This is a genomic window from Gilvimarinus sp. 2_MG-2023 (assembly GCF_030547685.1).
Classification (GTDB): Bacteria; Pseudomonadota; Gammaproteobacteria; order Pseudomonadales; family Cellvibrionaceae; genus Gilvimarinus.
The window spans coordinates 52,505-78,779 of sequence record NZ_JAUOQM010000053.1; the positions used below are offsets into that span (position 1 = coordinate 52,505).

The window sequence follows — 26,275 nt, forward strand, 5'->3', positions numbered from 1 at the left end:
CATCTAATGATTGGGGGCTCTGTGGAAACGCTATTACAACAATTTGCCACGTTTATGTGGGGCACACCACTGATCGTTTTACTGGTCGGTGGCGGGCTTTTTTTCGTCATTTACAGCCGCGGCTTGCCCTATCGGCACCTCGGCCACGGCCTGGCCATACTCACCGGCCGCTACGACCAAAGCTCCGCCCAAGGCACTCTCAATCACTTTCAGGCTCTCAGCACGGCGCTTTCTGGTACCTTGGGCTTGGGTAATATTTCCGGCGTCGCCCTGGCCATTACCGCCGGCGGGCCCGGCGCTGTGTTTTGGATGTGGGTAACCGCCGTGGTGGGTATCGCCACTAAGTTTTTTACCGCCACCGCAGCGGTCATGTATCGCGGCCGTGACTCCGCCGGCGAACTTCAAGGCGGGCCCATGTATGTAATACGCGAGGGGCTGGGCGCCCGCTGGCTCTGGCTGGCCTTTGTCTTCGCGTTTGCCGGTTTGTGCGGCACACAACCTATCTTTCAGATCAACGAGCTTGTTAACTTGCTACGAACCTCGGTTGCCTACCCCCTCAACCTCGCCAGTGATGGTTCGCACTTTCTGTTCGATTTGGTTGTAGGCATATTGGCTGCCCTTGTTATTTTTGCCATTATTAGCGGTCAATTGCAGCGCGTAGGCAAGGTAACTGCACGCATCGTACCCACCATGGTACTGGTTTATTTAGTGATGACCGGGGGGGTGTTAATCAGTCACGCTAGTGCTATTCCCGAGGCATTTTCGCTGATTTTTCACGACGCCTTTTCCGCCACCGCTGTGGCCGGGGGCGCGCTGGGCACAGTCATTAAAGTTGGGGTCAGTCGCGGCGCCTTTTCCAACGAGGCGGGCATAGGCACAGAATCCATGGCGCACGGGGCGGCGCGAACCAATGAACCGGTGCGCGAGGGGTTGGTGGCAATGGTCGGGCCTATCATCGATACATTGCTGGTGTGCACCTGCACTGCTCTAGCAATTTTAGTAACCGGCGTCTGGCAATTAGGCCAGGACGATGGGGTACTGTTAACCGCCGGTGCCTTTTCGGCGACCTATGGTTCTTGGGGGCCCATACTCCTTACGATGATGGTCATATTTTTAAGTTTGAGCACTATTCTTACTTTTTGGTATTACGGCAGTAAATGCTTAGGTTTTTTAATTGGGGCTCAACACCAACACCACTATGTATGGATCTACTGTGTGTTTATTGTGATCGGCGCGGTGGCATCACTCACCGCCCTGTTTAATTTTCTGATTGGCATGTACGCGGTTATGGCCATCCCCACCATGGTGTCGGCTTTACTGTTATCTCCACGTATTATGCGAAGGGCTCGAGAATATTTCGCACAACAAAAACTGAATAAATCGTAACGCTAGGCCTCAAGTACGCCATGACGCCCGACACCTTGACCTCCTACTTAGCCGCCAGCGTGTATATTGATTGGCAAAATAAAGCGATAACACAACAAAGTGCCGCTTTAACTCACAAGCTCGATACCCCTCGCGAAAAAACCGAGGCATGTTTTGTATTTGTACGCGACCAGATCGAACACAGCTGGGACTACCAGCGCAACCCAACCACCTGCCGCGCCTCAGAAGTATTAAAAGCCGGTACGGGATATTGCTACGCCAAAAGCCATTTGCTGGCGGCACTGCTACGCGCCGCCAATATTCCAGCCGGATTGTGCTATCAACGCTTAACTGTTAGTAATAACCGGGCGCCGTTTTGCCTGCACGGTTTAAACGCCGTGTATTTACCGCCATACGGCTGGTATCGGCTGGATGCTCGCGGCAATAAACCGGGCATTAATGCTGAGTTTTGTCCACCGATTGAAAAGTTGGCCTTTCCAATCTTGACACCCGGCGAGGCCGATTTATCTGAAATATGGCCTGAGCCACTGCCATTGATTACCCAGTGCCTAGAGCGACAGCATACATGGCAGGCAGTGGCCGATCACTTGCCCGACATCCCTCTTATTCAAACTTTAAGGATATCCTCATGAAATTTTCCGACCGGGAAAAAGAGGTCATTACATCTAAAATTCAACTGTATTTTCGCGAGGAGTTGGATCAAACCCTTGGCAGTTTTGATGCACTTTTTTTATTGGATTTCTTTGCCGAAGAAATTGGTCCCTATTTTTATAATCGCGGCCTGCATGACGCCAGTGCTTTACTGCACGAACGTATGGACAGCATAACCGATGCGGTTTATGACTTAGAAAAAGCCACGGAGTTGAGCCGTTGATAACCATTAAACGCGCCGATTACGATCGAGCTGAAGATGCCGAGGCCATTATTGTACTGATGGACGCCTACGCTCAAGATCCGATGGGGGGTGGACAACCACTGTCGGATTACAGCCGGAAAAATCTGGCCACTAAACTTAAGCAACACAATGCCGTAACACTTTTAGCCTGGGACGGACAACGCCCGGTGGCTATCCTCAACGCATTTTTTGGGTTTTCGACGTTTGCCTGCCGGCCACTGCTCAACGTTCATGATCTCGCGGTACTAAAAAACTACCGCGGCCGGGGCCTAAGCCGCCTGCTGCTGACAGAGCTAGAATCAGTGGGGCGCAATCATGACTGCTGCAAATTAACGCTAGAAGTACTCAGCGGCAACGAACGGGCGCAAGCCGCTTACCAGTCCTTCGGGTTTTCCCGCTATCAATTAGACCCCACCCAAGGGCAGGCATTTTTTTGGGAGAAAAAGCTGTAACGGGGTACGGGGTACGGGGTACGGAATGATAATCCGTCTCCCGTACCCCGTCTTGCGTTCTGCGTTCTGCGTTCTGCGTATTTTAAAACTGCCAGTTCAGCTGCGCAGCGAAGATATCAACGCTACTGTCAAATGAGCCGGAAAGTTTGTGAGTAATACCCAGATCATTCGTCTCTTCTTCAATGAGCGATGCATCGTCAATCAATAGATGGGTATAGCCAAAATCCAGTGACAAGTTAGCAGAGACTTCCCAGTTAGCCCCGAGGCTTAACCAAGTGCGGTCGGCATCGGGAATACGCGGGCTGACGTGCTCTGGGTTGGTTTGCGGCGCTTCATCAAGCGCTACCCCAGCGCGCCAAGTCCAGGCCCCGGTATCCATACTGGTGCCCAGTGCATAGCGCATGGTGTCATCGTACTGCAGATCCAGTACGTCTACCTCAGCACCATTACCGACATTGATTACCTGGATATTTTGAATACTGCTCCAACTGGTTTTGGCAATGTCCGCGTGGAATGCCCAGCCGTCGGTAATATATTGCGTCGCACTAACGGTCAGTGTGTCTGGCAGAGTGACATCTGATTCGATATCCCCACCGAGTGCGGATAATCCTGCAAAGCAGGCGGTGCCTGTCGACCCACCTGCCTGAGGAGGTAAAGGCGCACCAACGCCGGGGCTACAGGCAGCATTAAAATCAAAGGTGGCTTCGCCTTCGAGAGTATATTCGCCGCCCTCCCGCCACGAAACACCAATGCTCGTTTTATCGGACGGGGTAATCAGTACGCTTAAATCGATAACAAAGCCGTCGTCGTCGCCTTTGATTTGAGCGCTACTGTCGGTAGCAGGGCTGGGAGCCAAACCAAGGGTCGAGTCGACCTGACTTTGCAGGTCGGCCTCGATGGTTTGATAGTTAATACCTACCCCAACAGCAATAAAATCGGCTATCTGCCAAGCGGTGGTGGCATTAATATTAACCAGTTGCAGCTCACTATAGGTGGCCGAGTAGCGCCCCACCCATTCATCGCTAAAGCTGCTGGACAAGCCGTAGGGCGCATTAATACCAAACCCTACCGAGAACCGGTCACTCAAGGGTACAACGGCGTAGAGGTTGGGTATGACACCTAACTCGTCGGTGTTATCGCCGCCGCCAGAAAAGGATGATCCCTCATCATTAAAGGTTGCATCGGTTGCTACAAAGTTAATGGCCGCGGTAAAGGACGTGCGATCGATCTGGGTCATACCAGCAGGGTTGAAATAAACGGTACTCGCATCCGTAATATCCGAACCTGTACCGGCAAATGCTTTCCCCATATGCGCAGGGCTTTGCTCTAACAGCTGAAAAGAGGCACTGTGTGCAAGCACAGGTAAACAGGCGAGGGTAGTAGCCAGTATTGTTTTATTAAATTTATGATACATAAATAGCTCCTAGGCGTCAGTCGAACGACAAGATATGATTCCAACTCGAACCCGAATACATCTAAGGTCCGAGCCTAGAGATAGGCTCACAGCCAGCAGAGCAAATCATCACTGGCAGCGAGGCACCGCAATCATAAATAAGCTTGCCTCCCATAAGACTAGCAGATAGAAATCTAAATTCAGCTTTTCTCACAAAAATTTACCGACACCTCACCCCTTCCCCAAAGCCCTATTTCAACGATGCAAGCCAATTCCGAGACTGCACACACGCCGTCGACCTTGTTTATTATTTGTACAATTTTCGAGTTCTGTGAGACGCAGCACATCTTGTTTGCCTGCACTCTCTACTGGCTTAATTTTTGCCCCTTGTAGAGTGCGATGATTCAAGCGCTTATAGCGCATTTTTTAAGTTGCATTATTAGGAGGCAATTATGTCTGATAGAAAAATCTCTTCAGCCGCCGTTTTTCCTGACATTAGCGTTAAAAGCGCCGACAATACCGACGTTCTGCTCGGTCAACGTCAATCGGAATCGAGCTGGAAAATGGTCGTGGTTTACCGGGGTAAACACTGCCCTATTTGTACAAAATACTTAAACGAGCTCGAAAATTACAAACAGAAGCTGGCCGATATGGATGTGGAGTTGGTCGCCGTCTCTGCCGACAGTTCAGAGCAGCTGAATGAACACAAAGAGCAGCTTGAGGTTTCGTTTGCGCTCTACCACAGCCTTAGCATCGAACAAATGCAAACCCTAGGGGTGTATATTTCGCAGCCTCGCTCAGCAAAAGAAACGGATCACCCCTTTGCAGAGCCAGCCTTGTTTATTATTAACGGTGATGGGCGCATTCAAATCGTTGATATCGCCAATGCGCCTTTTTCACGGCCGGACCCTGAGATATTGGTATCGGGTTTGGAGTTCATTCGCGACCCCGAAAATGACTACCCTATCCGCGGTACTTACTCTTAATTCAGTACTCGGGCGTCGCCCCAAAACCACGAGGGCGGCGCCTGCCCGTTAAAGTGTTAAAGGCCAACCGAGTGCCAGCACTAGCACGGTGGTAGACCCCACCAAGATGCTCATTGGCAAGCCCGCCTTAAGAAAGTCGGTAAATCGATAACCTCCGGGGCCATAGACCATTAAATTGGTTTGATAGCCCAAAGGGGTACTAAAGCTGGCAGAGGCCGCCATCATCACTACCAGCATAAAAGGCTCGGGGTTTAATCCTGCTTTGGCGGTCATCTCCAACACCACGGGTACCATTAAAATCGCCGCCGCATTATTGGTAATGGATTCGGTTAATAACCAAACCGCCACGTAGGTCAGAAACAAAATCAACACCGGATGCCCCTGGCCAATTACAAGCAAGCCATCGGCCAGCAACTGAGCCACGCCGGTTTTGTACAAGGCATTACCCAGCGCAAACGAGGAGGCAATAGTAAGCAGTACCGTCGGGTCGAGGCTCTTTTGCGCCTGCTGCGCCGAACAACAGCCGGTAAGCATCATAGCGGCTGCTCCCAGTAAGGCCGCGTTCAGCATAGAGAGCAGCCCTAGGGCAGCTGAGAGTACAACACCCAATAAAATCGCCCAAGACAAAAAGGCTCGCTGATGTCGTGGCGGTTCGGTGCCAAGATCACTGACCAGCAAAAACTCTTTACTGTATTTTTGCCGGCTGACAAACGCTGGGCGCGCTTCCAGTAGCAATGTATCACCCGATTTTAGAGTTGTTGTCCCCAGATTGCCCGGAATACGCTCACCATTGCGAGCCACCGCCAAAACCGCCGCGCCATAGCGCTCGCGAAAGTTCGAATCGCGTACCGTCTGGTTAATACAGTCGCTGTGCGGAGAAATAACCGCTTCGACTAAACGTCGCTCTTGACGCTCACTGGCAAGGGTTAGCTCACCATCGGTAGAAGGCACAATGCCTTTAATACGCAACAAGTCGGAAATGGCTTCGGTGTTACCAGCAAAGACTAAGCGATCAGCTGCCTGCAGAGGCTCCTCTGAGCTAACCGCAGGAATAATACTGCCCTTGCGTTCAATCTCCACTAAGTAGATACGCTTTAAATTGCGCAGCCCCGCCTCTTCTACCGTGCGCCCCACCAAAGGGCCGTCCGATGCTACCGCCACCTCTAGAGTAAATTCACGCAAATTGCCAAAGATGGCTTTTTCGCGACGATCCGGCAAACTTTTGGGAAAGACAAAGTACATAAATACCATGCCCACGATCACCACAGGCAGTGCAACAGCGGTTATCGAAAATAACGAGAAGCTGGCATGGCCGGTCAATTCTTGATATTGACCGTTGACCACTAAATTGGTACTGGTGCCTATTAGGGTTAGGGTACCACCGAGTATGGCAGAGTAGCTGAGGGGGATCATCAGCTTGGAAGGAGCCACATCAATACGCCGCGCCCATGAACGCACGGCGGGAATCATGGTGGCAACCACCGGTGTATTGTTCAAAAACGCACTTAGTATGGCCACCGGCAGGCCGATTCTAATTTGGGCTAAGCGAATAGAGCGTGGATGCCCCAATACATGATTTACCAGCAAGTCCACGCCGCCTGAACCGTGGATACCCGCCGCTACCACAAACATGGCTGCGACCGTCAGTACTCCTTGATTACTAAAGCCGGCAAAGGCCTCGCCGACCTCCAGCACCCCGGCAACACTGAGAATCACCAACACGGCCATCATCACCAAGTGAGCGGCAATACGGGTAAAAATGAGCACTAACAAAGCACCCACCACAAGCCCCAATGATAATAATCCCTGCCACTCCATTTTTCTCAGACCCAATAATAGACAATAAGGCGGCGAGGATACCCGAACTTGGCGCAAGGGAAAAATAGTTATTTCTGCTAGGTTTATAACTTCTGCGTATATCGATCACTTTTCATTCAACACTTCTTGAATATCAACAACAACCACAACCCACGCCCTAGTATGATAAAAAGCCCCCCTCCGGCTAACCGAGAATGGTAAACTTGTGCGTTTGATCATCGGCACTCCAGTGGCCGCCCCTTCGTAAGTGGTGTGCTGCCCACACTTGGGCGCTGAGCTCGCCCACGCCATGCTGCGATAGCGCCTAGGCGATAAACCATCACCCATAAAGGGATTTATGTGAATACCTCCAACAGATATCTAACCGATTTTGATGGCCGTAGAGACAATAACTTTACGGTTATTCGGCTACTGCTGGCATGGGCGGTTCTATACGGCCACAGCTTCCCGATACAGTCTACGAAAGGCATTCCCGACCCGTTAACCCAATTGTTTCAGGGCTCCACCTGGGTTGGAGCCATTGCAGTCGACGGGTTCTTTGCCATTAGTGGCTTTCTGGTCACCGCTAGCTTATTGCGGCGCGGGGCTGTGGATTACTGCCTTTCACGTCTACTGCGAGTATTGCCCGGTCTGATGGTGTGCGTGGCACTATCTGTGTTTGTGCTCGGCCCCATAATGACCAGCCTGCCAGTGGCGGAGTACTTCTCACACCCCAAAACGCTGCAATACCTGTCAAATGCTTTCGCCTTTCCCAATGTTCAGTGGGTTTTACCGGGCGTATTTGAAAACAATCCGAAAACAGCCATCAATGGTTCACTTTGGACCCTATCCGTAGAGGTTCGGTGTTATGTATTTTTGGTCGCTCTCTCCGCATTTTATGTATTCCGCACCCGAATAATGGCAAACGCATTTCTGTTGGCTCTTTTCTTGTTCGGCGCTTACTTTTTTAGTGAAATACCACTACTAGGCAATAATAGCCGCTGGACCCGTACCTGTTTATATTTCTTGCTCGGCGTAGCCTTTTATATAAATCGCGACCTAATTCTTATTCATTACCGGCTGGCTTTATTAGCTCTGATTTTAACAATCACCGCTTTTGGTGAGCAGTGGTTTCCGTATGTCTTCCCTGTCAGCCTGACGTATTTAATTTTTTATCTGGCCTATGGCGTCAAACACATAGACCTAGACAAATATTTAGGGGACATTTCTTACGGCGTATATATTTACGCTTGGCCCGTACAGCAAATAGTGGCATCTTACCTACCAGGTGATCGCCCCTACTTACACGCCGTTATTGCCAGCATAATAGTCGCTATTCTTGCTTTTGCCTCGTGGCGATTGATTGAAAAGCCAGCCCTGGGGTTGAAGAAAAAGCTGCTGAAACCGGTATCCCCACCACCTGCACCGCAAACTCACAGCAGCTAGCAGGTTGTTAATAACCCCTTAACACACCTATAAAAAAGGCCGCCCAACAGGACGGCCTTAAAGACAGGAGCTTACGATATCTCTAGTGTTTAGTCGTTTCCGGGGTAGTTCACCACAGCGATATAATGCATACCGACCGCGTCCTCTCCGACAAAACCCGGAATAAAGCGAGAGTCTTTCAGGGCGCCTTCAATAATACGGGCGTCGCGACGAGCCCGGCCACGCGCTTCAATGGTTTGCACACTGTCCACACCGCCTTCAGCGTTGACGTTACCGAGAATACGAGCCATCTGACCGCTATTGAAAAAACGCTGGCCTTCACCGCGGTCGGAATAGTTACTGTACCAATCGGCATTGTCCAAACGCTCTTGCGGGGCGAAGTAACTTACGCCATATTCGCGCTGTAGTGTACCCATATTGGGCAGCATCACCACATTGGGCTGTGAGTCGTTGCGCGAGTACACAACGCGAAAGGTCATGCGAACAGGCACCGCTTCGCCATCCACCTGAGCAGGGGTAAAAGCCAAGCCGTCTAAAGCGCGCTCGGTTTGCCCTTGCAGATCATCGTAACCGGCTTTCTCAAAACAAGTTACATTGCTGGCGGCACCCGTGGTAGCAATGTCAGCCTGACAATATACAGCTATAGTTCTATTATCAGTGGCCATAGATTGGGGAATAACAACTTTACTGGTTACCTGATCAACCACATCGCCAAATTGAGCGGGCTGATACATGGAGCTCGCACTGCTGGAAAAAGGCAGGATAACTGCCAACATTGCCAGTGAACCGAGCACCTTTTTGGTTAGATGAATTTTCATGCTCATTTCCTCTTTACTGGGGAGTTGCCCCGACTACAAAGTGCGCCAATTGCAATTGTTTAACCAGCGCCGTTGTATTAAGAATATCACCGCCCCAAGCATATCAATGTTAATTTATTGTGACAGAAATGACTTATTTGCCTGTTTTTGGGCAAAAATTTGAATTTTTTATCGTTTTTTTAGCCAAATAGTGGGCAAAAAAGGGGCGGAGCGCTCAATTAATGGGCAAATGAGCATTTATCTATAACAAAAAAGTCTAAAAATACCAGTAGTAAAACCGACAGTAGAAGCCAAATTCAGGCAAGCACCCCTTCTATTGGGCAAAAAAAAGCCGCTGATGGCAGCGGCTGGTTCGCATTCCTTTGCGTTATTGTCCTGCCTTGTGACAGGCATTAGGTATTAGAAGGAGTATTTAAAGTCCAACCCAACACCAGTGCCTTGCTCCTGTTTTAAAATCGTAACCGCTTCACCACCAGCGTTCACCTGCTCGAACTCACGGTCTTGGTCAAGCAAATTGCTTAGCTTAAGCTTCAAACTCAGAGTTTCTGTCGGATAGAAGGTGTACACCAGATCTAGCGAGTGATACGGCATTTCAAATGCGTCCTGGTGGCCGTTAGAGCGCGCCGCATAGTAAACCCGATCACCAAATACGTTATACAACAGCGAGGCTGTATGCATACCATCGTCAGAGTCAAAACCCAGCTGTGCATTCATCACATACTCGGACTGGCCCGTCATACGACGTACCGTATTGGTAAAGCCTTCACCGTCTGGTGATACGATCTCAGAATCGCTTAATGTCAGGTTACCGGACACAAACAAACCGCGACCCAAGCCTTTCTTACCTTCAAACTCCAGGCCATATATCTCACCGGAAGTCGCGTTGTAATACTCCAGAGAAATATCATCATCTGAGGCTGGCTTGCGTGTTTGCTCAATCGGATCAGAAATTTCTTTATAGAAGAAAGAGACAGTGAGGTTATCCCCGTCGCCATAAAACCATTCTGTGCGCAAATCCAAATGGTTAATTTCGGAGAACTTAAGCAAGGGATTGCCTTGAACCAGAATACCCAAATCGGGGTCGATGTAAGACACATTCGACATCTCCCGCAAATCTGGGCGAATCACTGACTGGCTAACCGCTGCGCGAACCTGGAAATCATCGGCATCCATAAAGCCCTGATTCATATAGGTCAACGCTAAGGATGGATACCAGCCGTCTTCTTTAATCGCTAAGGACTGCCCCTCTTTGGCCAATTCTTCGTTCAGCTGACGAATTGATTCACCAGTGTGATCCAGCAGATCGATTGGCAATACCGCCTGACGAAAATCCTCATAGCGCACACCGGCATTGACCCGCCACGTATAATCGAAATTGATATCGATCATGCCGTAGGCAGCATCCGTCATTTGGGCGGCAATATAACTTTCCTGCCCAGTCGCGGTTCCCATGCTCAGGTTAAAGCCGTTCTCCAGGCTGCTTAAGTTATCATCCGACAACACCGCCCCGGGAGTTCCGGCCAATACATCGCCAGATATACCGGCAGTATTAATGTTGGCCGTGTAACCGTAGTAAGCACGCGATTTGTCGTTGTAATCATAACCACCACTTAACGTGACCAGGTTGTTGCCAAAGTTTAATGGCAACTCCACATCCAAGCCGTAGCTTTCAACGTTATCCTCCAGTTGAAGGAATGCAAAGGTGGCCACGGATGTGGTCGCCAGTAACGCCGTGTCAATCAGTTCGCCAGTCGCTGGATTCAGCGTGTTGGAGCCCTGAATATTAGTCTCGTTAGGTACAGCAGTCTCCGCCTTGGAGTCTGAGTAGTACCAGTTAGCACTCAACTCATCCATTGCATCAAACAAGTCAAACTCGACAGCGTGATCACCCGTCACCTGGAGTACCTCAAGGCGACGCTCTTCAAAACGAGTTTGATAATCCACTCTCTGGGAGCCATCGGCAAGAGTGTTGTTGTTATTAAAACCTTCTGTAATGCTGGCTAAATCTTCAGTGTTAGTAATAAAGAAGCCGCTCGCTTCGATTGTGTGCATTTCCTGAAAACTAACACCGGCACTGACCGAGGCCAGCTCTTTTACTTCTTCGGTGGTCCGGGCTACTTTCGAGTTCACGGTATCCGGGTTACCAACACCCTTTTTCTCTTGATTCTTATTGCGCCACTCTTTGTCATAAGAGAGGTTGGCCAGCGCACCAATGCGCCAATCATCAGAGACATACCAAGAATTACCCAGCGACACTTTGGCGCCTACATCGGGATCAAGAGATTTTGAAGTGATCTCAACGTCCCGATCCAGCGAGAGAATAAGGTCGCGGTTGATTTGTTCGGCTTGCTCACGCAGTTCGGCACTGGCCGCGCCGCCACTGGTGTGCAAAACATTCAGGATGCCATTGATGCTGGGGTCACCCTGGTATTGAGTCAACGCATTGCCCAGCTCAACGGGAATGCCATTATCAACATCACCACCGGAGTAAGTTAGACCGTCATTACTGCTCTGACTGTTCCAACCGGTACCGATTGAAATATCGAATACGACATCATCGGGGATACCTTTGGTGCGGATATCAACACTACCACCACCAAAAGTTGCCGGTAAGTTGGGAGAGTAGGCTTTTTGCACTTTTAGCGTTTTAACAATGCTAGAAGGCAAAAGGTCGAGCGGTAGCACGTTACGCGTTAACTCTGGTGACGGCACAGCCGCGCCGTTGAGTCGGGTCGTAGAATAACGCTCCCCCAAAGAACGAACGTAGACGTACTGGTTGTCGACAACGGTCAAACCAGTAACACGAGAAAGCGCGGCGGCAATATCGGAGTCGCCAGCGCGGGAAATTTGATCAAATCCGAGAACATCAGCGGCGTAGGGCTGCTCAATGCGCTCATCAATAATTGAATCGGACGCGCTTTGTAGGCGGCCAACTGTAAGAACTTCTTCAATCACCGGTGCTTGAATTCTTGGTGTTGAAGATACTTCACCGGCGTCGGAAGATTGTGCAACAGCCTGCTGGCCACTGTACAACACGACGGACGCTGCCATTATCGCCAGGCTTAACTGGCGTCGCTTGGAAGTCATTGTGCGCATGTTAAAAACCTATTCAGGCGGTTTTCTGTTCGAATGGAGTTCGGTTTCCCCCCTGATACTTCTGGCCCGTGAGGCCGAAGGGGTGACCGAGTGAGGCGAGCCGCCTCTATACTCTTACATTAAGCTTGGGGCCTTATCGCAACAGGGCGCCCCATTAATAAGGCGCCCTGTTACTTGAGCCGAGACGCCTAACTTAGTCGTCCAGACCTACAGTCCAGCCAGCGACCCAGTTGTTATCAGCGCTAACCGCACCGATAAAATCAACCGCGTCAAAGAAGTTGCTGGTTCCTGAATCACTCAGAGCAGGAGCAGCACCGGCTTCGAACTCGTTAGCAAGCATAGTCACGTCGTAAACAGGAACGTTAATTACGTTGCTATTGCCGTCGGTCATGCTACCGGCAGTAATGTAAGCGCGTGGATTGCTGTCCAGGCCTTCAATAACAACCGCAGGCAGTGCACCAGTGGTGTTTTCATCCAGAATCACGTTGTCAGTGTTCTCACCAGAGGCTAACCAAGCGTCAATATCGAAAGCACCGTTGGCAGGATCAACACCAGCTTTAGTCGCTTCGGTACAAGCAACCACGTTGCTCTTGGCAACAGACCAGCCGTCGATTGCCGCTGCAATAGTTTGTGGACCTTCGGTGTCATCCAACTCCAGACACTCGTTAGATTCCATGCCAGAGGCGTTAGACGTTACGATAGAGTTGTATAGCTCAAAGTGCGCACCTTCGCGGAACAGTGGGCCTTCAGAGCTACCTTTTGAACTTGGGTGCTCACCGTCGTTTTCGCCGACATTAGAAGTGATACAGGTCATGTTTGAGATACGACCTTTAGTGAAAGGCTCGATGTTATCGGCGCGGTCACCACCAGTGTTGTCCGCTTCGATACAACGGTTTGAACCAGAAGTGTGAGTAACCAGTGCGAATTGAATGTCGCCCACCCAGCCTTCAGAGAAGTCGATCGAGTCATCACCTACGTTTACGGCAACAACGTTTTTCAGGTCAACCGCACCGCCGAACATCTCAAATCCGTCGTCCAAAGTGGTGTAAGTTTGTACGTACTCGATCTCAGTGCCAGAACCTACCGCGTTCAGGGTCAGGCCGTTCAGCTCTGAACCATCAACCACTTCGTAGCCTGCGTAGCGAATTTGCACATAGTTCAGGATACCGCTGCTTTCGCCGTTGTTGTTACCACCGTAAGTCGCTGGGCGACCTTCGGCCGTTACGTGACAGTTGTGAACGTTGTTGCTGGTCGCTTGACGCTGAGCATCGGTACACTTGTTGGTAATGCCGTTACCGTTGATTTGTACACCACCCCACAAACCGCGATCACCTTCGGTGGCCGCACCGTCGCGCAGGTCAGTAACGGAAGAGAATACGATTGGCGCATCGGCCGTACCTTCAGCGATAATCGAAGAGCCGCGGGCGATACGAACATAGTCGGCTGAAGAAGAGAAAGCGATGAGAGCGCCGGCTTCGATAGACAGCACAGAACCTTCGCCTTCCTGAGGAATACGAACGCCGGTTGAAGCTTCGCTGGCATCAACGTCTTCACCTACCCAGAGGCTGTCCTGGAAGATGTGCAAACCACCGTTTTCCAAGGCGGGGATATTCAGATCAACAGTCAGGGGGCTGACGTCGCTAACAAATGCGGCGCTGTAAGTACAGTTGCCGTTAGCGTAGGTACCTTCGCGAGTTTGGCCCGCTTCGGAGTATGACGCACATGGGTTAGTGTCAGTGCTTGGAGTGTCACCGCCACCAGCTTCGTTGGTGATGTTGTTGGTGGTGTTGTTTGAGTTAACCTGATCGCTTGAAGGGTTCAGGTTAATGTCGCCGCCGCCACAAGCAACCAACATGGCCGCCAAAGTATTTACGCTAATGAGGGTCTTGATCTTCATAAGTTCCAACTCTCCCAGAATGGATAGTTTGCAAAAAATAGTTTTGTGATCGCAGGCCATGCCTGCGCTCGGTAATCCGTAGCACTTCGTTGTGCCTTGCTCATGGCCGACTGAATATTAGCGCTCGCACACGTCGAGCTCAGTGCTCATGTGGCGCCTATACTTGACGAGTTTTATGAAAGTTGCGTGACAGCTTTATGAAGGTTTTGTTTCAGGGGAACTTTTGGATACATACTGACCACCTCACGACAGGGCCTAGCTCTGATCAAATAACAGTCAATCAGCGCCTGACACACCGAACATCTGGCACGCAATGGCACGTCTATATTGATAACGACAGGCTATTTGACTTTACCCACCAAAGCGGTAACCTACGGCTGAATTCATTTTTATGACCGAGAGCAGAACATTGGCTCGTTGCCTTCGCTTTTTTTTGTGGAGAACTTCTCCTATCTTCCCCTCTTGATAGTGCCGCCTGGCACTTGATGCGCTTCACCTCAACCTTAATTAAGTACTCGAAATAAGTAATATCGTTTTATAGGCATTACCATGTGCAAAAACACGCATGTCGAATTTAAACATTCGATGCTTCGGCGCGCTCAAAATTTTTACCTAACCAGGCCCTGGGGCTTGGGCATAGAGCCATTAATGTTGTCTGCCATTTTCAATCACATAGAGTCAACAGACGTTCAGCCAACGACTGGGGAGAGTCGAATATCCATCAACAGCTCGGTTATTTTGCAAGACGTACAAGAAAGACAAAACATTAAATTTACAATTGTTTCACCCCCGCTAAGCAATCCGAATCAAGGAAGAATATCGCTCCTGTCGCCATTGGGAGCGGAGCTTATCGGTAAAAAGAAGGGGGATACGATAGAGATCGGCTACCTAAATACAATATTGCAATTTAGAGTGTTGGACATACTGCAATAACACTTCATACCGCTAGCAGCCGTAGGTCGACTGCTAGCGACAGATCATATTTTTAATCATTCCTATCAACTCAACAGGAGATGCTAAAACAATGAAGAAGCTCGCAATTGTAGGCTGTGGAAAGCTTGCCCACCTAGTGGTCGAGGCGTTATTAAAAGGCTTGCTAGCCGACTACTCACTTGTCGGCGCACAATCACGTACAGCTGACAAAACCCAGCGCCTTTGCGATAAAGCGCGAGAGGGTGGCCACGAGTGCACACCTTGCTCCACGATGGATGAACTTTTAGCTCTAAAACCCGACTATATTGTCGAAACCGCATCACCAGAGGCCATGAGAGCCTTGGCCCTACCGGCATTGCGCCAAGGCATCTCACTGGTAACGCTCTCAATAGGCGCACTTGCCGACACGGATTTTTATCAACAGGTAGAGCGTACCGCTCGCGACAATAACGCCCGTGTGCACTTAGCTTCTGGAGCCATTGGCGGGTTTGATGTAATGCGTACGGCCTCTTTAATGGGTCAATGCAAAACCTCATTCCGCACTGAAAAAAGCCCAAGACCACTCAGACGAACCGCTGTTTATACTGACGATCTTGAGCACAGCACGCGCCAAGTATTCTCCGGTAACGCCAAAGAGGCGATTGCACTATTCCCGACTCAGGTTAACGTTTCGGTCGCCGCTGCGCTCGCAACAGTCGGGCCCGACAATATAGACGTGGCGATAACATCGATACCAGATTATGTGGGAGACGATCATCGTATTGAGGTTGAAAACGATCAAGTTCACGCGATAATCGATGTTTACAGCAAGACAGCCGACATTGCCGGCTGGAGCGTTGTGAACACCTTACGCAACATTACCTCTGCAATTGTATTCTGAAGGGTTTCTGCACACTGAATTTTCTCCGCTGTGACGCCAAGCATGGGCTTACTCTGCATTGGCACAGTCCTGTATAAACCCGGATCGCTTAATCTGATTAGCGCCTCTAGCTAATGGCTTAGCCTTTTACAAGAGGCGCCAACCTTTCACGCCTAAACGCATAGGCCTTGTCTCTATGCGCGCAGGCGACTTCTTATTAAGCTAGATGCGCTTTAATATTATTGATAACCTTCTCACTTAAACGACGGAACGCTTGACGTGTGCGGCCGGTGCAAATGTTAACCGAATGAACATTGGGATACTCTAAATATTTCTCATTGCCTAAAGCCCCATAAGAATCGCAATAGCAGGCGTTACTAGAATCCTTTATCCACTCGGCAAATGGCGCCTCCTGCCAGGCAGGCGACAAGCCGACGTTAAACAAAATTTTGCCATTACCAAAGCTTGTAAACTCTTCGTCGTTGAGCAGAACAACATTTTTATTGAGGCAACAAACAACTACTTCGTTTTGGGCCAACAACTCTTTTAGTGGTAAAAAGTGATAACCCTTTTTAGCGGCATGAGCTTTTTCACTGCGGGAAAAGTAGGTAATTTCGGCACCGAACATGGTTAACGCATCGGCGATCATCTCGCCCAAGGTGCCCAAGCCCACAATGCCCACCTTTAAATCGGTGATTTCACGGGGCACACCATCCCAGGGCTGTACGGGCTTGCCATTATCATCTTCGCCAAATCCGTGCAGGCAACGCACAAGCTCACTCACCACATACTCAACCACACCTTCGTCGCCGTAGTCGCGCACACCTTTTACAGTAATCCCGCGCTCGTTAGCGTATTTTATATCGACGTTGGCCGACTCGGGTGAGTACAGTGAACAGCACATGCCAATGTATTGAATATTATCGCACTGAGATAAAGCCTCTTTACCAAGGTCGGTGGTGTGACTAAGCATAACCGCATCGGCATCACCAATACGTTTGGCGATTTCATCGGGGCTCTTGGGGCGATCGTCATACAGCACAACCTCTTCAGCCAGATCATACAGTTGCTTTTCAAACTCTGGCACAAGACTTAATGGCTCAATACCCACTAACTTTTTAAACATTTCAACCTCCTCTAAAAGCAACAGCCAACCATAGTGGCTACCCGTTAAATTAGCAACCGCAAAAATCGCACAATAATCCAATCGTTGACGAACAAATATACATTCTAAGCGGCCATGGCTTAGTACCATAAAAAAGGCAGCAAAGCTTGTCGCTTTGCTGCCTTTTTGCCTACTTAATTAGCCGATTTAATTAAACCAATGACGGGTCCGGTTGGCGAATGCCACCAGCGACAACATAACCGGAACCTCAACCAGCACCCCCACCACCGTGGCCAGAGCCGCGCCGGAGTTGAGACCGAATAATGAAATGGCCACCGCCACCGCCAACTCAAAAAAGTTGGAGGTGCCAATCAAACAGGCGGGCGCGGCAATGTCGTGACTTAAGCGCCAGCGTTTAGCCCACCAATACGACAGAGCAAAAATGCCGTAGGTTTGCAGCAACAGCGGAATGGCAATCATCACAATGGCCAACGGCTGCGCCAGAATGCGCGGCGCCTGAAAACCGAACAGCAACACGACTGTCGCAATTAAACCGAGAATCGACAACGGCTTTACCCGATGCAAGAATTGCTCAAGCCCGGCTGCGTTTTGCTTAAAGATTGCGTAGCGGGTAATCACACCGGCAACGAGCGGCAGCAGCACATAAAGCACCACCGAAGCCAAGAGTGTTTGCCAGGGTACCGTAATATCGGTGACCCCGAGCAACAGACCAGCAATGGGTGCAAACGCTACCACCATAATCACATCATTGACCGATACCTGCACCAATGTGTAGTTGGCGTTGCCTTTGGTGAGTTGACTCCAAATAAAAACCATCGCCGTACAGGGCGCCACGCCCAGCAGTATCATGCCGGCGATGTACTCTTCTGCCGTGGCCGGATCGACCCAGGGGGCGAAGATATATTTAAAAAACAATACGCCCAAGGCAGCCATGGTGAAGGGCTTAATCGCCCAATTAATCAGCAGGGTGAGCATTAAGCCTTTGGGGTTGGCACCCGCCTGGCGCATAGAGGAAAAGTCCACCTGAGCCATCATGGGATAAATCATCAACCAAATAAGCACTGCCACGGGCACATTTACCCCAGCCAATTCCCAACCGGCCACTTGGGCAAAAACGCCGGGCATAAAGCTGCCCAAAACAACGCCAGCGATAATCGCCAGCCCCACCCAAACGGACAATAAACGTTCAAAAATTCCCACGCTGCCTCCTAAATACTTTTTTGGTTAACCCGCTCGCTTAACTGCTGCGCCGTTTCTACTCGTTCGGAGTACCGATCGACCAGGTAAGATTCCCGCCCCTGCACCAGCAGGGTAAACTTCATTAGCTCTTCCATCACATCCACCACCCGGTTGTAGTAACTGGAAGGCTTCATGCGGCCGCTATCGTCAAACTCCAAAAAGGCTTTTGCCACCGATGACTGGTTGGGAATTGTGATCATCCGCATCCAGCGCCCCAGTACGCGCAGCTGATTGACGACATTAAAAGACTGGGAGCCGCCGCACACCTGCATAACCGCCAGCGTTTTGCCCTGCGTAGGGCGCACGGCACCTATGCTGAGCGGGATCCAATCGATCTGCGCCTTCATAATGCCCGTCATTGAGCCGTGCCGTTCGGGGGAGCACCACACCATACCGTCACTCCAGGTGGCCAACTCACGCAGCTCGACGACCTTGGGATGATCCGCTTCGGCATCGTCCGGCAGAGGCAGGCCCGAGGGATTAAAGATCCGCGTCTCGGCCCCCATATGATCGAGCAGGCGCTGAGCCTCCTCGGTCACCAATCGGCTAAAAGACTTTTTGCGCAGCGATCCGTACAGCAAGAGAATGCGCGGCGCCCTGGCATCCGAATTGGCCAACTTCTCTTTATCGATAGCAGGCAGCGCCTCGGCGCTCAAATTGGGCAAATCACTCACGGTAGGGCTCCTGCTCTGCCACCTGAGCGGCCAAAGCCTGCAAACTGTCCCCCAATAAGCTATCGCCGTTAGCATCCAACAATGCTTGAATGCGTCTTTGCAGCACATCGACCACCGCGTCAAAGGCCTGCTCCAGTGCGTCGTCACCTTCCAAACCGGCATGAGAGGGGTCGGGCAAACCCCAGTGCGCCTTAGCGGTATCCCCCAACCACAGCGGGCAGGCTTCGCCGGCGGCGCGATCGCACACAGTGATCACCAGGTCTGGGGCGAAATCTTCAAACTCGTCCATCCCCTGGCTTTTTAATCCCTCGGTGGCAATGTTGCGCGAACTCAGATAGTTCAAAGTCAGCGGATGCACCCTTCCCGCCGGTGCACTGCCGGCACTGGCGGCGGTAATACGGCCTGCCCCCAGTCGATTAGCGGTCACCTCGGCCAGCACACTGCGACAGGCGTTATGGGTACAAACAAATAATATTTTGATCATCTCTCCCCCGATAAATAATTTACTTGGGTTTAAACCCAAAAGACATATGGAATACCATATATATAGAATTAAAAAATAGACCGCGACCGGCCTTCATTAGATTAACGACAACAAACAATCTCCACACTTGGGGACTGCTTCAATCTCCCCATTGCCTCTGACAAATAAACCTCATTCCCCTCAGCCGTTGCCTTCAGCACGGCGATTGACCAGTCGGGCAAAGCTGTACTTAACCGGTAATAAACCCATTTACCGCGACGATGGCTCTGCAATAGGCCGCACTCACGCAGCTGCGCCAAGTGACGCGAGACCTTAGGCTGGCTCTCACCGGTAGCTGTCACTAACTCGCAAACACATAACTCTCCTAACTGTTGCAACAGCAACATACAGTGCAACCGGGTGTCATCGGCCAGGCACTTATAAAACGAGACCGGGCTCATGGATACATACCCTCTACCGCTTACAAACATATATGATTTTCCATATATTATGCAATAAAAGCGCTGTTGTACAGTGGATAATCACGTACACGACCAATGATTGACACCTATTACTCGCTCATTCAAACTCGCTCCTTGAGTAATCTTGGACATGACAAAGGAACTGCATGAGTACCAGGCGCCAACAACTGATTGAACTCATCCAACAAAACGTTATCCCCCCTGCGGATATTGCCCGCGCTGCCGACCAATCAGGCATCAGACCCACCTGCGCTCAATGGCGCACCTTTACCGACCGCATACTGCTTACGCTTGGCATTTTGGCACTGGTCTTCGCCGTACTGTTTTTTATCGCGTACAACTGGATGGTTTTGGGTCGTATGGCGCGTTTCGCCCTGATTGAAGTATCCATTGCCGCCGCTGTTGGTGTCTACGTCTGGCGCCCAAGGCTGACGTGGCTCGCCCCTCTCGCTCTACTGGCAGCCAGTATTCTTCTGGGGGTATTGTTGGGCTTTTATGGCCAGACTTATCAGACCGGCGCAGACCCATGGCAACTGTTTTTTAATTGGGCGCTACTGATGACCCCTTGGGTCGTACTCGCCCGCCTGCCCGCACTTTGGCTGCTCTGGCTGGGCTTGTGGAATCTGTCCGCCTTTTTATACCAATCGACTGACGGTTTTGACTGGCTGCCCCTGCCCAGCGGGAGCAGTCGCTGGCTCGCTGTCTGCACCGCACTTAATATTACCGCGCTCGCCGTCTGGGAGATGGGCCAGCGGCGCCTTGCCTTGACCACCGCCCGCTGAGCCAAACAGGTTCTAGGCTTAGCCGCTGTAAGCAGTGTTTCTCTGTGGATGCTGCACTATCTTGTGTCGGACAACCAACATCCGATCATTGCGGTTATCTACCCACTGCTACTGGCCGTAGGCTATTGGGTTTACCGGCACTGGCGTTTCGATTTATTGATGCTGGCGGGCGGTTGTCTGTCATGTATCGCCGTTATTCAAACCCTACTGGTTAAAGCTCTAGGGGGCTCCGATGCGGGCCTCTTTTTGCTACACGCTCTGCTTCTGCTGGGACAGGCCTCCATCGCCAGCATCTGGCTCAAACACGTTCAAAAGGGGCAAACTCCATGACCAATCAGCCCCTGTTACATAAAACCCTGAGAGATGCGGGCATTAACATCAGCCATGAGTACTCGTCGCCGGCCTATGAAAGCCCTTGGTTTATTAAGTTTTTAATCGGCTTTTCTGCTTGGGTAGCGTCGTGGTTTCTAATCGGCTTTGTTGTGCTCAGTCTTAAACCTAGCATCAATAGTACAGAAACATTCATGGCTGTTGGTGCGGTGCTGCTTACTGTCAGCAGTATTATTTTATACCGTCCCAGAAATGAATTTGTCGATAATCTGGCCCTGGCATTCAGTTTAGCCGGGCAAATTTTTCTAGCCTTTGCCCTGCAGACTATGCTCAGCTGGCAAAACCCTGAATTCTGGTGGGCACTGACCCTAATGCAGCTTACTTTGTGTGCCATACCCAATTTTATTCACCGGGTAACGGTCAGCGCTTTTGCCGGTATAACTCTCGCCATTGCACTTGCCCATAGCGGAGCAGCGTATATAGCCACCGTCTTAGTGTTAGCAATGGGGGCTTTCACCTGGTCCTATGAGCTTAAACATAAACACTGGATGCGTTTTTATCAGGCTGTCGGTTTTGGTACTGCCGCCGCGTTGCTATTAATTCAATATGGTTTGCGATTCAACGCCGGTACTATTTTTTACGCCATTCCTACTCAACAGTGGGCAACACCCGCAATGGGCGAATTACTGACCGTGTTTATCGCCACGGCTGTACTCTGGCACATCACCCGCAGGGTGCAACTGAGTGGCAACCAATGGGCGTTCGCGCTGGGGGTTTTAGCCTTGCTGGGAGTTGCCTCCGGGTTTGCATACGGTCTGCTGCAGGCCACCGTGCTTTTAGTTTTGGGGTTTTATGGTGGCAACCGAGTGTTAATGGGGCTGGCAACGCTCGCGTTAATAGCCGCCATCAGCAGTTACTATTATCTGCTGGACACCACCTTGCTAATTAAATCCGCAACCCTGCTCGCCATAGGCGCTGTACTGCTGCTGACCAGAGTCGCTTACCGCCGACTCTGGCCGGAGGAAAACCCATGAATCGCCTGATTGCCCTTGTCGCACTGAGCTTTATCCTCGCGTTGGTCAATATCAGTATTTGGCACAAGCAACAACACCTGGCAAACGGACAACCGGTTTTACTGGAGCTGGCGCCGGTAGACCCTCGCTCATTAATACAGGGCGACTATATGGTTTTGAGGTTTAAGCTCGCCGGCGATATTGACGACGCACTCACCACCCAGTCAAAGCCGTTAACGAATCACCAGGGGTATGCCATCATCTCTCTGGATAACAACGGGGTAGCCTCGTTAGTGCGGATAGATAACGGCACAGCTTTGGCCGACGATGAACTGCGCATTGAATATCGCGTGCGTGATCACCGAATAAAATTTGCAACCAATGCTTTCTTTTTCCAGGAAGGCACCGCCGATGTGTACAGTACCGCCCGCTATGGCATGTTCCGCCTAAATGATAATGGCGAGCCGTTACTAACGGATTTGTACGATTCAGAGTTAAAGCGTCTTAGCCCTTAAACAGGGTTGATGCCAGTGATTTAGACTACAAGCAGCGCTCGTGCTTTTCACTTACTTACAATTGCCCAATTGAACGCCCTAGCAGGGCTTCTTATAATGCCCAGACAAAACGACTGGTGCCCACACAAAAACCAGCATACCTGACGCAGTGAAAACCATAACAACACCATCAGGGATTACACCATGTTATTTACCATTACCCGCGGTCTAATACTGGCCGCCATTGTCTTTTGTTCAGGCGCATACGCTGCCAAGATTACTCAAAATACCAATGCCCGGCCCCATATCAACCTCGATGGTGCCTGGCATTACATCGCCGACCCTTACGAGAACGGCTTTTATAACCACCGCTACCAAGAGCACACCCGCGACGGTTATTTTAAAAATGCTCAGGTCGAGCAACCGGGCGACCTTATCGAGTACGACTTTGCCAATGCCGCCACCCTCAATGTGCCTGGGGACTGGAACACCCAGCAAGACGAGCTTTTTTTGTACGAGGGCACGGTTTGGTATCAACGCGATTTCACGCTTAACAAGTCTCGCAACGAGCGTTATATCTTACATTTTGGCGCCGCCAACTACGAAGCCGTGGTGTATGTGAACGGCCAGAAAGTTGGCACTCATATTGGCGGATTTACCCCTTTTGAGTTTGACGTGACCGATGTTGTAAACGACGGCGACAACTTTGTGATTGTGAAAGTGGACAACCGCCGCGAGCGCGAGCAAATCCCTACCGTCAATACCGACTGGTGGAACTATGGCGGCCTAACCCGCTCGGTAAAATTACTGACTTTGCCCAAGCAACACATCAGTGACTACAGCATTCATTTAGCCGACGGCGACAGCAATAGCATCACCGGCTGGGTAGAGCTCAATCAGCCACTCAACAATGCTAAGGTCACCGTTGAGATTCCCGAGCTTAAGGTCAAGCAAACGCTCAAGTTTACCGGCGATGCGCGCCAAAATTTCCAATTTAAGGCCGAGCCGATTTTATGGGGCCCATCTAACCCTAAGCTATACGATGTCCGCTTTCGCTTGCACGACCAAACGCTGAGCGACCGCATTGGGTTTCGCCAAATTGATACCAAGGGCGAAGATATATTGCTCAATGGCAAGCCGATTTTTCTCAAAGGCATCAGTATTCACGAAGAGTCCGCGCTACACCCCGGCCGCGCCTGGAGCCAGGCAGACGCCAAGCAACTATTGAGCATGGCCAAAGAACTGGGGGTTAATTTTGTCCGCCTTGCCCACTACCCTCACAACGAACACATGGTGCGTATGGCCGATGAAATGGGACTATTGGTCTGGTCAGAAATTCCGGTGTACTGGACTGTACTGTTCGAGCGCGACGATGTTTACGCCAATGCCCAAAACCAATTAAGTGAAATGATCAGTCGCGACAAAAATCGCGCCTCGATTATTTTGTGGTCCATGGCAAATGAAACGCCCATGTCAGATGCGCGCTTAACCTTTATCAGCAAGTTGGCCGCCAAGGCCCGCGAGCTCGACGGTACGCGCCTGATTACCGCAGCACTGGACACCTCCAGTGAAACGGACAAAGGCAAAAGTATTGATGACCCACTGTCAGCCGTGGTTGACGTTATTGGTATCAACAACTACTGCGGTTGGTATTACAAAGAGCCCGCTCAGTGTGCCAAGGTTCGGTGGTTTTCGGACAACAATAAGCCGGTGATCATGAGTGAATTTGGCGGTGGCGCCCTGGCAGGCTATCACGGTGCAGCCGAACAGCGCTGGAGCGAGGAATACCAAGCCGACCTGTACCGCTACAATTTACAGATGATCGACAACATGAGTTTTATACGCGGCATGACGCCCTGGATATTAAAAGACTTTCGCTCGCCGCGCCGCCCGCTGGCCAATATTCAGGACTTCTGGAACCGCAAAGGCTTAGTGTCGGATAAAGGCGTTAAAAAACAAGCCTGGCATATTCTCAATCAATATTACGAACAGCACCAGTAGCCTTTGCCCACCGGGTGCGGGGCTTTTGTTAGCCTCCACCCGGCCCCGTCGCTCAGGGTAATCTATCCGCCCGAACCACTCACAAAATCCCACACATAGACCGCGGCAAATCCGAGATAAAACAATCCGGCTAGCGCCATAGAGATTACCGCCACTATACCGGGCCGAATCGGTTTTGCCAGGCGGGTAAGATTGACGTACAGGGCACTGAGCGCAATAAAAGGCGTATGCAAAGCGGCGATAATGCCCGATGCCGACATCACTTTTACCGGATCTTTAAAGACCAACAAAATACCGACCGGAATCACCCCGGTAATCAGGGCAACATATAATCGTTTTAGGTTCTTGCGTTTAAATAAAGTCATACCGGTTGAACGAGAAACCCACTGCGCCAGACGTGACGCCCGGGTGGCGCTTTCGCAATCGCGTTGGTTGCGGGTCAGTATCAATGTCATATCGGCGAAGCTGCGACCCCAACCATCTTGGTTGGCCAAAACACTGCCGCCCAGAGCGATGATAATGGCGGCCAGCAGCAGGTATTTACCCACACTGCCCCACACATCGGAAAACAAACTGGCCAAATCAACGGCGACGTCCGAGCCTTTGGGAATGTTACCGGTGGGTGCCAGCAACTCGGCCCCCAGTATCATAAACGCGGTAATCACAATAAACCCACCGATAACACCTAAGGTGGCTGCGCCCGACATCACGTTTACCCACTGTTTTGCGCGCGCTAAACGCACCGACTCTTGCTGATGGCGATCGCTCTCACTGACACGCTCAGCCTTGCTTTCATCGTCCGGGTCACGGCTTTCCAGGCCGCCGCCGAACCCGCGCGTGGCAGTCCAGTAACCGAACCAAACAATCCCCATGGAGCCGGCGAGTATTGTGCCCACCCACGGCAATATAATGTAGAGGTCGGGCTGTTTAGGCCAGGTGGGAAGCAGCCCCTTGCCCATCGCGGTTATGTCAGGGGCGACCACCACCGCCGCGACAATCACCACAGCCATCAGCAATAGCGCCATAACACGGCTAAATTTTTCGATCACCGAATACTGACCTGTGGTCACAAACACCGTGGATAAAACAATCATCACTATGCCGTACAAGGTGCCACCACCCGGCGCCACACTCTGCACCGCACTGCCCACTACCCCCGCCAAACCGGCAATACCGACACAGGCGGCGAGCAGTTGCGGCACAAAGATAAACCAAATGGCCCACCCCCTGGGACCTTTGAGGCTGTACATCCCCTCCAGCATGGTTTCGCCGCTGGCAATTGAATAGCGCGCCATTTCCCGAATCATTACCCACATAAAATAAACAACGAGCGCCAACAACCAAAACAACTGGTACTCATACACAGCGGCTACACGAGGTGTAAATAAAATGGAGCCCGTACCGACGGCGGAAAGCATCCACAGTAACCCCGGGCCATACCAGCGCCACTTATTCCAACCATCGGGCGCCTGGGGCGAACAGTCGCGCCTATGTAACTTTTGCAAAACAACCCCCTCACTTTGCTAATCTTGCCGAGAAACAACACTCAAACAATGAAAAACGCTAGAGGAGCAAATTTTGCACCAGCCGCACAGTGCCGCCCACAGGCGATAAAAGTGCGATAAAACACTTTTTGCTTGGCCCCCACCCGGCATCTCTTTACAATCGACTGCCACAGTCGGCAATGCCATGCGGCGACCAGTACCTAGATAA

Annotated in this window: 24 protein-coding genes; 13 read left to right on the forward strand and 11 right to left on the reverse strand. The window is 51.0% G+C overall.

The features are described 5' to 3' along the window. The first annotated feature begins 6 nt into the window (after positions 1–6). Genes Q4526_RS16000 through Q4526_RS16015 form a run of 4 tightly spaced genes read left to right on the forward strand, consistent with a single transcriptional unit; the run spans position 7 to position 2,733 of the window. Positions 7–1,386 (forward strand): sodium:alanine symporter family protein, encoded by a 1,380-nt coding sequence (locus tag Q4526_RS16000; protein WP_215978128.1) that lies wholly within the window; start codon positions 7–9, stop codon positions 1,384–1,386. Between the two features lie 20 nt (positions 1,387–1,406). Next, positions 1,407–2,018 carry a transglutaminase family protein gene (locus Q4526_RS16005; protein ID WP_215978129.1) on the forward strand — a complete coding sequence of 204 codons (612 nt, stop codon included), beginning with the start codon at positions 1,407–1,409 and terminating at the stop codon, positions 2,016–2,018. Beyond that, a complete protein-coding gene (locus Q4526_RS16010; RefSeq protein WP_215978130.1) occupies positions 2,015–2,260 on the forward strand; it encodes a DUF2164 domain-containing protein in 246 nt (81 codons plus the stop codon). Before Q4526_RS16005 ends, Q4526_RS16010 begins: the two co-directional genes overlap by 4 nt. Beyond that, positions 2,257–2,733: an N-acetyltransferase gene (locus Q4526_RS16015; RefSeq protein WP_215978131.1), complete on the forward strand. Its 477-nt coding sequence runs from the start codon at positions 2,257–2,259 to the stop codon at positions 2,731–2,733. The genes Q4526_RS16010 and Q4526_RS16015 overlap by 4 nt, the downstream gene beginning before the upstream one ends. Positions 2,734–2,815: 82 nt before the next feature. On the opposite strand, the gene Q4526_RS16020 is transcribed toward Q4526_RS16015, so the two are convergent. Further along, complete coding sequence (locus tag Q4526_RS16020; RefSeq protein ID WP_215978132.1) at positions 2,816–4,147, reverse strand: OmpP1/FadL family transporter; 1,332 nt, start codon at positions 4,145–4,147, stop codon at positions 2,816–2,818. Between the two features lie 431 nt (positions 4,148–4,578). Between Q4526_RS16020 and Q4526_RS16025 the strand changes: the two genes are divergently transcribed. Next, positions 4,579–5,112: a peroxiredoxin-like family protein gene (locus Q4526_RS16025; protein ID WP_215978133.1), complete on the forward strand. Its 534-nt coding sequence runs from the start codon at positions 4,579–4,581 to the stop codon at positions 5,110–5,112. A gap of 48 nt (positions 5,113–5,160) precedes the next feature. Here Q4526_RS16025 and Q4526_RS16030 read toward each other — a convergent pair whose 3' ends face one another. After that, positions 5,161–6,879 (reverse strand): SLC13 family permease, encoded by a 1,719-nt coding sequence (locus Q4526_RS16030; protein WP_303609704.1) that lies wholly within the window; start codon positions 6,877–6,879, stop codon positions 5,161–5,163. 390 nt (positions 6,880–7,269) lie between these two features. Here Q4526_RS16030 and Q4526_RS16035 point away from each other — a divergent pair, with 390 nt between their 5' ends. Then, positions 7,270–8,355, forward strand: a complete 1,086-nt coding sequence (locus tag Q4526_RS16035) for an acyltransferase (RefSeq protein WP_215978135.1) — start codon at positions 7,270–7,272, stop codon at positions 8,353–8,355. Between the two features lie 89 nt (positions 8,356–8,444). On the opposite strand, the gene Q4526_RS16040 is transcribed toward Q4526_RS16035, so the two are convergent. The 3 genes from Q4526_RS16040 to Q4526_RS16050 all read right to left on the reverse strand — a co-directional run bounded on the left by Q4526_RS16040 (position 8,445) and on the right by Q4526_RS16050 (position 14,166). Then, a complete protein-coding gene (locus tag Q4526_RS16040) occupies positions 8,445–9,173 on the reverse strand; it encodes a hypothetical protein (protein ID WP_215978136.1) in 729 nt (242 codons plus the stop codon). A 399-nt stretch (positions 9,174–9,572) separates the two neighbouring features. Then, positions 9,573–12,269, reverse strand: coding sequence for a TonB-dependent receptor (locus Q4526_RS16045; RefSeq protein WP_215978137.1), 2,697 nt, complete (start codon positions 12,267–12,269; stop codon positions 9,573–9,575). Positions 12,270–12,462: 193 nt separating this feature from the next. Then, complete coding sequence (locus Q4526_RS16050) at positions 12,463–14,166, reverse strand: hypothetical protein (protein WP_215978138.1); 1,704 nt, start codon at positions 14,164–14,166, stop codon at positions 12,463–12,465. A gap of 648 nt (positions 14,167–14,814) precedes the next feature. Here Q4526_RS16050 and Q4526_RS16515 point away from each other — a divergent pair. Both Q4526_RS16515 and Q4526_RS16055 read left to right on the forward strand, forming a co-directional pair. Next, on the forward strand, positions 14,815–15,099 hold the full coding sequence (locus tag Q4526_RS16515; protein ID WP_215978139.1) for a GreA/GreB family elongation factor: 285 nt from the start codon (positions 14,815–14,817) through the stop codon (positions 15,097–15,099). Between the two features lie 91 nt (positions 15,100–15,190). Next, entirely contained in the window at positions 15,191–15,979 is a 789-nt protein-coding gene (locus tag Q4526_RS16055; RefSeq protein ID WP_215978140.1) for an aspartate dehydrogenase domain-containing protein, read from the forward strand. A 196-nt stretch (positions 15,980–16,175) separates the two neighbouring features. Here Q4526_RS16055 and Q4526_RS16060 read toward each other — a convergent pair whose 3' ends face one another. The 5 genes from Q4526_RS16060 to Q4526_RS16080 form a co-directional block, all read right to left on the reverse strand. After that, positions 16,176–17,084 (reverse strand): NAD(P)-dependent oxidoreductase, encoded by a 909-nt coding sequence (locus tag Q4526_RS16060; protein WP_215978141.1) that lies wholly within the window; start codon positions 17,082–17,084, stop codon positions 16,176–16,178. A 186-nt stretch (positions 17,085–17,270) separates the two neighbouring features. Continuing rightward, positions 17,271–18,284 (reverse strand): ACR3 family arsenite efflux transporter, encoded by a 1,014-nt coding sequence (arsB, locus tag Q4526_RS16065; RefSeq protein ID WP_215978142.1) that lies wholly within the window; start codon positions 18,282–18,284, stop codon positions 17,271–17,273. Between the two features lie 8 nt (positions 18,285–18,292). Then, on the reverse strand, positions 18,293–18,997 hold the full coding sequence (gene arsH / locus Q4526_RS16070) for an arsenical resistance protein ArsH (RefSeq protein ID WP_303609700.1): 705 nt from the start codon (positions 18,995–18,997) through the stop codon (positions 18,293–18,295). Continuing rightward, complete coding sequence (locus Q4526_RS16075) at positions 18,990–19,481, reverse strand: arsenate reductase ArsC (protein ID WP_215978144.1); 492 nt, start codon at positions 19,479–19,481, stop codon at positions 18,990–18,992. Before Q4526_RS16075 ends, arsH begins: the two co-directional genes overlap by 8 nt. A 101-nt stretch (positions 19,482–19,582) precedes the next feature. Beyond that, positions 19,583–19,951 carry a metalloregulator ArsR/SmtB family transcription factor gene (locus Q4526_RS16080; RefSeq protein WP_303609701.1) on the reverse strand — a complete coding sequence of 123 codons (369 nt, stop codon included), beginning with the start codon at positions 19,949–19,951 and terminating at the stop codon, positions 19,583–19,585. A 137-nt stretch (positions 19,952–20,088) separates the two neighbouring features. Between Q4526_RS16080 and Q4526_RS16085 the strand changes: the two genes are divergently transcribed. The 5 genes from Q4526_RS16085 (at position 20,089) to Q4526_RS16105 (ending at position 24,562) form a co-directional block, all read left to right on the forward strand. Next, a complete protein-coding gene (locus tag Q4526_RS16085) occupies positions 20,089–20,724 on the forward strand; it encodes a DUF2157 domain-containing protein (RefSeq protein ID WP_215978145.1) in 636 nt (211 codons plus the stop codon). A 48-nt stretch (positions 20,725–20,772) separates the two neighbouring features. Continuing rightward, on the forward strand, positions 20,773–21,054 hold the full coding sequence (locus Q4526_RS16090) for a hypothetical protein (RefSeq protein WP_215978146.1): 282 nt from the start codon (positions 20,773–20,775) through the stop codon (positions 21,052–21,054). Next, positions 21,051–22,088 (forward strand): DUF4401 domain-containing protein, encoded by a 1,038-nt coding sequence (locus Q4526_RS16095; protein ID WP_215978147.1) that lies wholly within the window; start codon positions 21,051–21,053, stop codon positions 22,086–22,088. Before Q4526_RS16090 ends, Q4526_RS16095 begins: the two co-directional genes overlap by 4 nt. Further along, positions 22,085–22,582, forward strand: coding sequence for a GDYXXLXY domain-containing protein (locus Q4526_RS16100; protein ID WP_215978148.1), 498 nt, complete (start codon positions 22,085–22,087; stop codon positions 22,580–22,582). The genes Q4526_RS16095 and Q4526_RS16100 overlap by 4 nt, the downstream gene beginning before the upstream one ends. A 183-nt stretch (positions 22,583–22,765) precedes the next feature. Then, positions 22,766–24,562 carry a glycoside hydrolase family 2 protein gene (locus Q4526_RS16105; RefSeq protein ID WP_215978149.1) on the forward strand — a complete coding sequence of 599 codons (1,797 nt, stop codon included), beginning with the start codon at positions 22,766–22,768 and terminating at the stop codon, positions 24,560–24,562. 62 nt (positions 24,563–24,624) lie between these two features. Here the strand turns inward: Q4526_RS16105 and Q4526_RS16110 are convergent, their stop codons facing one another. After that, entirely contained in the window at positions 24,625–26,067 is a 1,443-nt protein-coding gene (locus Q4526_RS16110; RefSeq protein ID WP_303609702.1) for an Nramp family divalent metal transporter, read from the reverse strand. Between the last annotated feature and the right edge of the window lie 208 nt (positions 26,068–26,275).

What these genes read in the sequence shown, in the direction of transcription:
- Q4526_RS16025 (WP_215978133.1), top strand. Translation starts at nt 4,579, where the DNA reads ATGTCTGATAGAAAAATCTCTTCAGCCGCCGTTTTTCCTGACATTAGC.
- Q4526_RS16040 (WP_215978136.1), bottom strand. Translation starts at nt 9,173, where the DNA reads ATGAAAATTCATCTAACCAAAAAGGTGCTCGGTTCACTGGCAATGTTG.
- Q4526_RS16050 (WP_215978138.1), bottom strand. Translation starts at nt 14,166, where the DNA reads ATGAAGATCAAGACCCTCATTAGCGTAAATACTTTGGCGGCCATGTTG.
- Q4526_RS16060 (WP_215978141.1), bottom strand. Translation starts at nt 17,084, where the DNA reads ATGTTTAAAAAGTTAGTGGGTATTGAGCCATTAAGTCTTGTGCCAGAG.
- Q4526_RS16045 (WP_215978137.1), bottom strand. Translation starts at nt 12,269, where the DNA reads ATGCGCACAATGACTTCCAAGCGACGCCAGTTAAGCCTGGCGATAATG.
- Q4526_RS16100 (WP_215978148.1), top strand. Translation starts at nt 22,085, where the DNA reads ATGAATCGCCTGATTGCCCTTGTCGCACTGAGCTTTATCCTCGCGTTG.
- Q4526_RS16090 (WP_215978146.1), top strand. Translation starts at nt 20,773, where the DNA reads ATGCTGCACTATCTTGTGTCGGACAACCAACATCCGATCATTGCGGTT.
- Q4526_RS16055 (WP_215978140.1), top strand. Translation starts at nt 15,191, where the DNA reads ATGAAGAAGCTCGCAATTGTAGGCTGTGGAAAGCTTGCCCACCTAGTG.
- Q4526_RS16085 (WP_215978145.1), top strand. Translation starts at nt 20,089, where the DNA reads ATGAGTACCAGGCGCCAACAACTGATTGAACTCATCCAACAAAACGTT.
- Q4526_RS16080 (WP_303609701.1), bottom strand. Translation starts at nt 19,951, where the DNA reads ATGTTTGTAAGCGGTAGAGGGTATGTATCCATGAGCCCGGTCTCGTTT.
- Q4526_RS16005 (WP_215978129.1), top strand. Translation starts at nt 1,407, where the DNA reads ATGACGCCCGACACCTTGACCTCCTACTTAGCCGCCAGCGTGTATATT.
- Q4526_RS16075 (WP_215978144.1), bottom strand. Translation starts at nt 19,481, where the DNA reads ATGATCAAAATATTATTTGTTTGTACCCATAACGCCTGTCGCAGTGTG.
- Q4526_RS16105 (WP_215978149.1), top strand. Translation starts at nt 22,766, where the DNA reads ATGTTATTTACCATTACCCGCGGTCTAATACTGGCCGCCATTGTCTTT.
- Q4526_RS16095 (WP_215978147.1), top strand. Translation starts at nt 21,051, where the DNA reads ATGACCAATCAGCCCCTGTTACATAAAACCCTGAGAGATGCGGGCATT.
- Q4526_RS16010 (WP_215978130.1), top strand. Translation starts at nt 2,015, where the DNA reads ATGAAATTTTCCGACCGGGAAAAAGAGGTCATTACATCTAAAATTCAA.
- Q4526_RS16020 (WP_215978132.1), bottom strand. Translation starts at nt 4,147, where the DNA reads ATGTATCATAAATTTAATAAAACAATACTGGCTACTACCCTCGCCTGT.
- Q4526_RS16515 (WP_215978139.1), top strand. Translation starts at nt 14,815, where the DNA reads ATGTTGTCTGCCATTTTCAATCACATAGAGTCAACAGACGTTCAGCCA.
- Q4526_RS16000 (WP_215978128.1), top strand. Translation starts at nt 7, where the DNA reads ATGATTGGGGGCTCTGTGGAAACGCTATTACAACAATTTGCCACGTTT.